Below are 9,361 nucleotides of genomic sequence, written 5' to 3' on the forward strand. Positions count from 1 at the left end.
CATTTTCATCACTCCACACTTGATACAAATGGAATTTCCGCTTCTACAGCAAAACCATTGTCCTTGGTCGACACAAACTGAATGTTCCCGTTTAATGAATGGATCCGGTCTTCCATTCCACGCAGGCCGTTAGATTTTTTAATATCGGCACACCCTTCACCATCGTCCTCGACTTTCACAAACAGCTTACTCTCATGTACAAAAATATCTATATGAAAACATCTTGCATTTCCATGCTTGATACCATTGGTTATGGCCTCCCTCACCGTTTCATAAATCCCCTTTTGGATATCTTTGCTTGTATACTCAGCCGTGTCATCGAAAAATAATTCAAATGTCAATCCCCCGGCCATTTGCAGGCTTTCGATTAAATCATCTAGCGAATCACGCAGTTTGATCTTGTTTTTCCAGGCCTGATCATCTTTTAAGACATCAACCGCCTTGCGAAGGTCTGTAATGGAGGTCTGCGAGATTCCGAGGGCTTTCCCTATCACTTCTTTTGACTTTTTTGGGTCCGCGTCAATCATATTCTCAGCAAATTCCAAGTGCATTTTCACAGCAATCAAGGCATGACCAATCGAATCATGAAGTTCCTGGGCAATTCTCGTCCGTTCTTTTACAATCGTGATTTCCTTTAGTTTGGCATGAGCCTCCATCAATTCGGCATTAAGAAGATTTCCCTTTTCTTTCTCCCTGCTGTTGCTTCGAAACAGATAGATTAGCAGCAGCATGGCGAGATACGGGAACAAGGCCTCCTGAACTCCCGCCTTAAGGACAAACATAGCGCCCAAAAATACGAAAACATGGAGGATGAGCAATCCGATTTGAATCCAAGGGCGATAGAGGAAAATCTCGACAATTGGAAAAACAAAATAAAAGTTAAGCGGCAGACTATCGAATCGAATCAAATAAAGACCCGTTCCGACGATACTTGTCATCATCGATAGATAGTAAATCATCCGATTATTTTCGAAAAATTGGAAACGATTTCTCAAGTGATCATTCAGATGAAGAAGGAGGATTCCGAAAATGAATGCTGCCTTCAAGATAATGGCTAGTTGAGGGCGCAAAATGATATCAATGGAAGTCGTCACAATCAGGATGATTCTAAAAATCATCATGAGCATCGGCGGTTTATGTTTAGTCAATGAAACCACATCCAGCGTTTTTAATACCATTATACTATTCTGCTAAAAAACAGAATAGATACCAAAGTAATCGACAAATGATAACTAAAGTCATATGCACCTGATTACTTTAGTTTCTTTTAACGATACCAGCAAAATATTACCATGGAACCATAAGGAATTCACAAAGGGAGTGACCAGTAATGGTTCAAAAAAATAACGGATTAGTTTACGCATTAACAGTTCTTATCCTTACATGGGGCGTCACGGCCGCTCTGTTTATTCAGCCCAGTATTGGCCTAAAAATATTTCCACTCATTATGTTTATTCCAGCCGCCGTCGCCATAATCTTTACTATCTCCGGGCGGAAGGGTGTCAATGGCTTTAAAAAGAAAATGAATGCAAAAGCATTGCTGTTCGGGATTCTATATCCGTTTGTCTTCATTTTGCTATGTGCTGGCCTGGCGCAACTATTGGAAATTGGTACGTTGAATGCTGACAAATTGCCTGATGGTAAAATGCTTGTCACAATCGTGATCACGATTCTCCTCAATCTCTTCACTGTTCTTGGAGAGGAATATGGCTGGAGAGGTTACTTGCTTCCGCAGTTTACGGAGCAATGGGGGAAAACAAAAGCTACCGCCATTCTCGGAATCATTTGGGCATTGTACCATGCTCCCGTCGTTTTTTTCCTAGCCAAAACAACTGGAATCGGTCATCCCTTGTTACTTTGCTTGATTCAGGCAGGCTGCGTGTTTGCGATTTCCTTTCCTTTTTCCTATTGCTATTATTTATCGGGGAACATCATCCCTGTCCTGTTTCTCCATTCTGTCTGGAATGTGATCAATACAAACGTGCTGGGCGACATCTACACAAACAAGCACGGAATGATGAATGGAAATATCGTTTTATATAACGGGGAAGGATTGTTGGGCCTCGTTTTAGGGGGGCTTTTCATCTACTGGTTCATTCGCCAATTCAAGAAGGAGGAGCGCCATTTGGTTAGTAGGAGTCTTTGAACAAAGAAAGGCATCCCTGGCTAGAAGAAGGAATGCCTTAAATTCATTTTATTAGATAATACCTGTTAGTAGGTAAACAGCAATGATGAAGAAAGCCGCGATTGTTTTGATAATGGTGATTGCAAAGATATCCCTATAGGATTGCTTATGGGTCAGACCGGTAATTGCCAACAAAGTGATGACAGCTCCGTTGTGCGGTAGTGTATCCATTCCGCCTGATGCCATCGAAATGACCCGGTGCATAACCTCAAGCGGGATATCGAATTGATTCGCGAGTTTAATATAAGTATCACTCATCATACCCAATGTAATTGCGATACCAGCAGAAGCTGAACCGGAAATTGCGGATAGAACGTTTGTTGTTACCGCCCCGTTAATCAGTGGGTGGGAGAACACAGCCGCTATTCCGTCCCTTGCAATTTTAAAGCCAGGCAGGTTTGAAATGACTGCACCAAATCCATATTCTGTTGCAGAGTTCATGATGGCAAGAAGAGCACCGGCAACACCGATTTTTGAGCCTTCTTTAAAGTTCATAACAACTGGTTTACGGTTATAGAGAATGGTTGCAATGATACCTACGATCAAAGCGATTTCAACTGACCAGATACCAACAACCTTTGATGTTTCAATGCTAGGAAAAGCAAGGCCAATAGCCTCAAAGTCAAATCCATTTGGATACCATTGTGGAATAACAGTTGAAAAGACTTTATTCAGGACAGCAACCAGGACAACTGGTACGAATGCAAAAACTCGGCGCCCGATGCTTTCATGCTCATTTAAATCAATCTCTTTTTGATTTTCCTCTTTAATGGTTCCGAAAGAATCATAGCCTTCCCCAGCCTTTTGGGCTTTCTTGCGACGTGATTCCAAATACAACATGCCAATAGTAAAAATGAAGATTGCGCCGATGATCCCTAAGGTTGGTGCTGAGTATAGATTTGTTTTAAAGAATGTAGTAGGGATAACGTTTTGCACCTGGGGTGACCCTGGAAGTGCATCCATTGTGAATGTGAATGAACCGAGTGCAATTGTACCAGGAATCAAACGTTTCGGGATATTGGAATCCCTGAACAAGTGCCTTGCAAATGGATAGACAGCAAAGGCAACTACAACTAAGCTGATGCCGCTGTATGTCAAAATAGCCGCAAGCAATACAATGACGAGCATTGCCCGTTTTTCACCAACAACTTTGATTAATGTAGAAGCAATACTCTTTGCAAGTCCTGACATTTCGACGACTTTCCCAAACAATGCACCCAGCAGGAAAATCGGGAAGTACAATTGAATGTATTCAACCATTTTGCCCATAAATACATTGGAGTACCATGGCAATAACCAGCCTGGTTCTGTTAATAATACTGCAAACAATGCGCAGATTGGCGCAAAAATGATAACCGAGAAACCGCGGTAGGCAATGAACATCAGCAGACTGAGTGCCAAAAGAATAATGACCAGTTCCATAAAATCCCCTTTAAAGTATGACTTGTTGTCTATAAATCTATAAACCTATTAAGTAATCAGGAAACGCTTTCATAATAGGCAAATATCTCCCCAGGTTGGGATAGGAAAAGGAAACGAATGCGTTTCCTTCCCTACTCCTATCTGGCTTATCCCAAAACAGGGCTTTTCTTATTCTTCGCAATTTCGGCTGCGACTTCGACGATCATATCCTCTTGTCCTCCAACAACCTTGCGCTTACCCAACTCGATTAAAATATCACGTGAATCCACGCCGAATTTTTCAGCTGCACGCTTGGCATGAAGGGCGAAGCTTGAGTATACCCCGGCATAGCCTAGCGTCAGGCTGTCTCTGGTGATTTCCTGTGGAACCTGAAGGATTGGCGCCACGATATCCTCAGCCAAATCCATCATTTTATACAAATCAACCCCAGTTCTTACTCCCATACGTTCGAGAACAGCGATGAGCACTTCTGTTTGTGTATTACCGGCACCGGCACCAAGGCAGCGTACACTTCCATCGATCCTTGTAGCACCTTCCTCAATGGCTACAAGTGTATTGGCCATTGCCAACGACAGGTTGTTGTGGCCATGGAATCCGACATTGATGCCAACCGATTGTTTCAAAGCGCGAATACGTTCACGAACCTGATGCGGGAGCAAGTAACCAGCAGAATCAACCACGTACACTGTATCTGCGCCATAGGTTTCCATCAATTTTGCCTGCTCAACCAACTTCTCAACTGGGGCCATATGGTTCATCATTAGGAAACCAACCGTTTCCATACCAAGTTCCTTCGCATACGCAATATGCTGCGGTGAAACATCAGCTTCTGTTACATGAGTTGCAATCCGCGCCATTTTCGCCCCAAGATTGGCAGCTTCCTTTAGTTCATGAAGTGTTCCAATCCCTGGCAAAAGCAGGACAGCAATCTTTGACTTATCAGCTACAGAAACAGCTGCTTCTATCAATTCCATTTCATTTGTACGGGAAAGCCCGTATTGAAGGGAAGATCCAGCCAGGCCGTCCCCATGGGAAACTTCAATGTAAGGGACGTTCGCGTCATTAAGGGCCTTAGCAATTTTCAACACCTGGTCGACTGTATATTGGTGGGCAACTGCATGGCTGCCGTCGCGCAAGGCTACTTCGGTAATTAGAATATCTTGTTCATTTATCATGATTCGTTAACCCCTTCCTTAGCTCAGACTGTTTCTTTGGCTAATAAATTTTTTGCAAACTCTTCAGCAATCTTGACTCCAGCAGCCGTCATGATATCGAGGTTGCCTGAGTACTTAGGCAGGTAATCGCCAGCGCCTTCAACTTGAAGGAAGATCGTGACTTTATTGCCTTCAAAGATTGGTTCGGTCCGGAGCCTGTAGCCAGGAACATACGATTGGACGACCTTCTCCATCTCATTAATTGACTTCCGGATTGCTTCCTCATCCATCGAGCCTTCTTCAACGAGTGTGTAGACGGTATCACGCATCATGATTGGTGGCTCCGCCGGATTCAAAATCATAATTGCTTTCCCTTTTTTCGCACCACCGACAACCTCAATCGCACGGGAAGTTGTTTCTGTGAATTCATCAATGTTTGCCCGGGTTCCTGGACCTGCGCTTCGGCTTGAAATTGTCGCAACGATTTCTGCGTATTCAACCGGACTTACACGGTTAACAGCATGAACCATGGGGATGGTAGCCTGTCCACCGCATGTAATCAAATTGATGTTATCCTTCTCGAGATGTTCATTAATGTTTACAGCTGCACATACATATGGGCCAACCGCCGCAGGAGTCATATCAATGACCTTGATTCCTGCTTCCTTCAACACCTTTGCGTTGTAGAGATGAGCCTTAGCTGATGTTGCATCAAATATAATGTCTGCTTCGAGGTTTGGGTCGGCCAGAAATCCATCAATTCCAGTAGAAACAGCTGCATACCCCATTTCTCTCGCACGGCGCAATCCGTCCGATTGTGGATCGATTCCAATTACAGCCGTTAGCTCCAACAACTCTGAGCGACCAAGTTTAATCATTAAATCTGTACCAATGTTCCCTGAACCGAGAACAGCAACTTTTACTTTTGACAAAATAATTCTCCTCTCCGTGGATATTTATTTATCTGAATTTAATGTGTATCCTTATAACCCAATTGCCTTGATATTTCAGCTGCGGCAGCTTTAATACCGGTAATTACTTTTGGAAGTTTCTCTTCATCAAGTCTCATCTTTGGAGCCGCACAACTGATTGAAGAAACCACTTTGCCTTGATGGTTGAAAATCGGTGCTGCAATACATTTCAGCCCTAACTCTATTTCTTCATCATCTACTGCATAGCCCTGACCCCGGACGGTAGCCAGGTGATTCTTAATGTCTTCAATATTGGTTAATGTAAAATCTGTAAACGGTTTCAAATCCGACTTTAATAAGAGACGATCCACTTCAGCTTCACTCTGGTGTGCAAGAATGGCCTTCCCAACGCCTGTACAATAGATTGGGGCCCGTTTTCCAATATGGGAATAGATTGTTAAAGCTCGTGAGCCTTCCAATTTTTCAATATAAATCACTTCGTCACGTTCGAAAACGGTTAGGTGCACAGTTTCATTTAACTCTTCAACAAGCTTGCGGATTATTGGCCTGGCGATATTTCCAATATCAAGATGTTTGCCTACGAAATTACCCAGTTCAAAAAGCTTGACCCCCAGCCGGTATTTTTGATTATCAGAATTTTGCTGAAGATAGCCCCGATGCTCGAGAGTTTTAATGATTCCGTGGACAGTACTTTTTGAAAGTCCTAGATGATCGCTAATCTCTTTAATACTCAACTCAGGGTAAGTCGCCACAAACAGTTCAAGGATATCTGCCGCCCTTTCAACTGATTGAATTAAGCGCTCAGTCATTGGCACCCTCCAATCGTTCGACATTATCGAATGCCGTTCGTAAATTTATTTTGGTAACGATTTCATTTTAAGTCTCAAAATTTAATATGTCAATATATTTAATTAATGAAACTTTCATTTCAAGTTTTTTGTGTTTTTAATCACCCATTCACTTTGGCTATTTCAAAATCAAGCCTATAAACCCTTCTGATCGATGAGGAGACAATAGCGTTATAAAATAAAAAACCTGTCTCCAATAGGAAACAGGTACATGTTATAGAACCTCGAATTGTTTAAATCCGGTATGATCCGGGACAAAGTCAAGTGTTTTATGCCTGAAATAATGGCATTCCCCTTTATCAATAATGAAATCCAGCTTTAAGATCGTAAGGCAATCATCATTTTTTGCTGCAGCATTTTCCACTGTTACTTTTACCTTCATAAAGCAGCTTTTTCTCATTTGCAGCCGAATTAGCTTCCCAACCGTTGAAGCTTTTACTCTGGCCTCAAGCTCCGCCGCAGCTGCTTCTGTCACTTCAAACATGAAATCATCCCTTTTCAATTTTTCAAGAACTTATTATAGCTTACTATCAAGGACAGAAAAAGGACAAGCATGTTCGAGGTTTGAGATTGAACCTATGGACTTGGGACAAGATCCCCACGTCCCACTATTTTGTCTTATTAGCTAATTCTTTCAGGGCGTCTGTAAGTTTATCATTTAAGGTACCTAAAGCTTCTTTATCGAGTGTAGCTGCTTCTGAGCCGGCAATGGTTGGATCAAGATATTGTTCGATTTTTCCATAAAGGTCTTTGTTATCCTTTTTTACATCGTCTTCGAAGGTTGCCCATTGATCTTCTAATTTCGGTCCCACTTCTTTTACCTTTTCCTGGTCGCCACTATCAATTGCTTTTGATAATTGCTCTGTTGTATCCAACATTTTATTGACTCCATCAGAAACCTTACTATTATTTGAACTGCAACCGGCTAATACTAGTGCACTGCCAAGACCAATTGCTAACACCATTGAGGTAAACTTTTTCATGAAAAGTTCCTACTTTCTCTATTAATTATTGTTTGCTGCTATCAGTTTTTTACTTTTCATTTTCTTCGATAAAATAATAATCACTGCACCAAGAACCAGAATTACTTGCGGAATGGTGCTTTCCCAAGAAGGGTATAGTGCGAAAAATTCGATACTTGGGATACTTTGAGCGTTAGTTGTTGGGATAAAACCGGCTAGTTGCAGGCTGTGGATCCCCATTCCTGTAAACTTAATACATAGATAAAAGACAATCACACTCGATACCATAAAAAACGGTCGCAGCGGTAATTTTAAACCTACAAATACCATCAAATATGCGAGGATTCCAAGTATAGCAGCGCCGATGAGAAAACCGATGAATAAGGACTGGAGTTTAATTTGGCTTGCCATTCCGATATAAAACAATACCGTTTCTGTCCCTTCACGAAATACTGCAAGAAAGGCAAGTACCCCAAGCGAAACAAGTTTCCCCGTTGTTAATGCGGTTTGACTTTTTTCACGAATATACCGATTCCAATCAGCGATATTGGATTGACTGTGCAGCCAATAGCTCATATACAACAACATTACGGCCGCAAAAACCCCTGTCCATCCAGCAATCAGTGCATTATTATTTCCAAAGGCACCAGATGAAATCACAAATTTCACAACAAGAGCAAGGATCACGCTGACACCCAGACCCGCTAACACTCCAGTCCAGATCCAGCCTTTTCCCTTTGTTTCTCCTGATTTTTTAACAAAAGACATAAGTGCGATTACGACAAGTAAAGCCTCTAAACCTTCACGAATGAGTATCATTGCTGCATCCCAATACGTGTACTCTGATTTGTTAGCTAAAGGAGTTAGGTATTTTACCATGTTGTCGATTGTTTGATTAGCTTCATTAAAATTTGGCGGGTTAGCAGCAAGCATGGCTTGGATGGTAACCAAATCCCTTTCAGAATCACTATAAACGGAAGCAGATTGTGCAACCACTACTCCTTCTACGCTTAACCAGCTCCCACTTGCCTGCTTTATACTTGCCAATGCCCCAGTTTGATTTTGTTCACTGACTTCCTTCTTTGTTTCTTGGAGGAGCAGGATAAAGTCATCTAAAGTAATATCTTCTTTCTTAAAACCCGGCTCTTTTGGGTAGCCGCCACTTGCTACTTTTTCATTTACAGCTTTTAAATCTTGTAAAGCTTGTAAAACTTGATCCTGTTTTTTTAAGGTAAACGCATAAACGACTTTTCCCATATTTGATTCAATGTCCCGGTAAGCGGTAGCTGAATTAGCTTTAATCCCGTCTTCAATTTGCCTCCAGGTCTTGTTAAATTGATCGTACGCCTTTTCTGCCTCCGAAAGGTCCCCTTTAGAAGCAAAATCGATGGCTTGATCAACTGATACTTCAGCTTTTTTTATATCTACACTAGGACTTCCAGCTGCCATTGCAGGGTTATGTAATCCAAATCCGATGATGAGTAGAAGGATAGCTATCTTAAGGAATAGATTTTTTCTCATAAGTTCCCCTTTGTTGAAACTTTATATTTTAATTGATAACGATTTTCAATATCAATACTACATTTATTATAGTATTTCAAATGATAACGATTGTCAATTAGATTTTTTCAATATTTGTTCCATTCATGTGCAGACCTTCTTTTTGATCCTTTGCTGGCAGATCATGTAGTAAGGGAAGCCGACCATTTCCTCCAGATGATCTCAGTATTAGAAAACAGATTAAAAGTAAAACAACAAGAAGAACAATGATTTGTGAAGGAATCCTACATCGATTTATAGTTTCCTGGACGACAAAAAAAGTAGAGAAACTCTGCTCTCTACTACTACATTTAAAAAA

At 41.5% G+C, this 9,361-nt stretch carries 10 protein-coding genes; 1 reads left to right on the forward strand and 9 read right to left on the reverse strand.

From position 1 onward, the window contains the following. Nucleotides 1-8 precede the first annotated feature (8 nt). A complete protein-coding gene (locus tag BANVL01_RS23850; RefSeq protein ID WP_169803214.1) occupies nucleotides 9-1,148 on the reverse strand; it encodes a sensor histidine kinase in 1,140 nt (379 codons plus the stop codon). A gap of 182 nt (nucleotides 1,149-1,330) precedes the next feature. On the opposite strand from BANVL01_RS23850, the gene BANVL01_RS23855 reads away from it, so the two are divergent. After that, complete coding sequence (locus tag BANVL01_RS23855; RefSeq protein ID WP_066092977.1) at nucleotides 1,331-2,146, forward strand: CPBP family intramembrane glutamic endopeptidase; 816 nt, start codon at nucleotides 1,331-1,333, stop codon at nucleotides 2,144-2,146. A gap of 51 nt (nucleotides 2,147-2,197) precedes the next feature. On the opposite strand, the gene BANVL01_RS23860 is transcribed toward BANVL01_RS23855, so the two are convergent. From BANVL01_RS23860 to BANVL01_RS28665, 8 genes are all read right to left on the reverse strand, one after another. Next, complete coding sequence (locus tag BANVL01_RS23860) at nucleotides 2,198-3,607, reverse strand: GntP family permease (RefSeq protein ID WP_066092980.1); 1,410 nt, start codon at nucleotides 3,605-3,607, stop codon at nucleotides 2,198-2,200. Nucleotides 3,608-3,753: 146 nt separating this feature from the next. Next, the gene (dmpG, locus tag BANVL01_RS23865; RefSeq protein ID WP_066092983.1) at nucleotides 3,754-4,782 is read right to left on the reverse strand and encodes a 4-hydroxy-2-oxovalerate aldolase; all 1,029 of its coding nucleotides are present in this window, start codon (nucleotides 4,780-4,782) and stop codon (nucleotides 3,754-3,756) included. 23 nt (nucleotides 4,783-4,805) lie between these two features. Beyond that, nucleotides 4,806-5,693, reverse strand: a complete 888-nt coding sequence (locus BANVL01_RS23870) for an acetaldehyde dehydrogenase (acetylating) (protein ID WP_066092986.1) — start codon at nucleotides 5,691-5,693, stop codon at nucleotides 4,806-4,808. A gap of 38 nt (nucleotides 5,694-5,731) precedes the next feature. Further along, nucleotides 5,732-6,502 (reverse strand): IclR family transcriptional regulator, encoded by a 771-nt coding sequence (locus BANVL01_RS23875; RefSeq protein ID WP_066092989.1) that lies wholly within the window; start codon nucleotides 6,500-6,502, stop codon nucleotides 5,732-5,734. A 253-nt stretch (nucleotides 6,503-6,755) separates the two neighbouring features. Next, nucleotides 6,756-7,025 carry an iron-sulfur cluster biosynthesis gene (locus BANVL01_RS23880; RefSeq protein WP_066092993.1) on the reverse strand — a complete coding sequence of 90 codons (270 nt, stop codon included), beginning with the start codon at nucleotides 7,023-7,025 and terminating at the stop codon, nucleotides 6,756-6,758. A gap of 124 nt (nucleotides 7,026-7,149) precedes the next feature. Beyond that, nucleotides 7,150-7,524 carry a hypothetical protein gene (locus tag BANVL01_RS23885; protein WP_066092998.1) on the reverse strand — a complete coding sequence of 125 codons (375 nt, stop codon included), beginning with the start codon at nucleotides 7,522-7,524 and terminating at the stop codon, nucleotides 7,150-7,152. A gap of 21 nt (nucleotides 7,525-7,545) precedes the next feature. Beyond that, the gene (locus BANVL01_RS23890; RefSeq protein ID WP_066093001.1) at nucleotides 7,546-9,024 is read right to left on the reverse strand and encodes an FTR1 family iron permease; all 1,479 of its coding nucleotides are present in this window, start codon (nucleotides 9,022-9,024) and stop codon (nucleotides 7,546-7,548) included. Nucleotides 9,025-9,121: 97 nt separating this feature from the next. Beyond that, the coding region (locus BANVL01_RS28665) for a hypothetical protein (RefSeq protein ID WP_218010687.1) at nucleotides 9,122-9,361 on the reverse strand (240 nt) is incomplete at its 5' end.

The sequence above is a fragment of the Neobacillus novalis NBRC 102450 genome (assembly GCF_001591805.1).
GTDB classification, from domain to species: Bacteria; Bacillota; Bacilli; order Bacillales; family Cytobacillaceae; genus Neobacillus; species Neobacillus novalis.

Coding starts and splice junctions, on each gene's coding strand:
- BANVL01_RS23855 (WP_066092977.1), top strand. CDS start 1,331: ATGGTTCAAAAAAATAACGGATTAGTTTACGCATTAACAGTTCTTATC.
- BANVL01_RS23885 (WP_066092998.1), bottom strand. CDS start 7,524: ATGAAAAAGTTTACCTCAATGGTGTTAGCAATTGGTCTTGGCAGTGCA.
- dmpG (WP_066092983.1), bottom strand. CDS start 4,782: ATGATAAATGAACAAGATATTCTAATTACCGAAGTAGCCTTGCGCGAC.
- BANVL01_RS23860 (WP_066092980.1), bottom strand. CDS start 3,607: ATGGAACTGGTCATTATTCTTTTGGCACTCAGTCTGCTGATGTTCATT.
- BANVL01_RS23880 (WP_066092993.1), bottom strand. CDS start 7,025: ATGTTTGAAGTGACAGAAGCAGCTGCGGCGGAGCTTGAGGCCAGAGTA.
- BANVL01_RS23875 (WP_066092989.1), bottom strand. CDS start 6,502: ATGACTGAGCGCTTAATTCAATCAGTTGAAAGGGCGGCAGATATCCTT.
- BANVL01_RS23890 (WP_066093001.1), bottom strand. CDS start 9,024: ATGAGAAAAAATCTATTCCTTAAGATAGCTATCCTTCTACTCATCATC.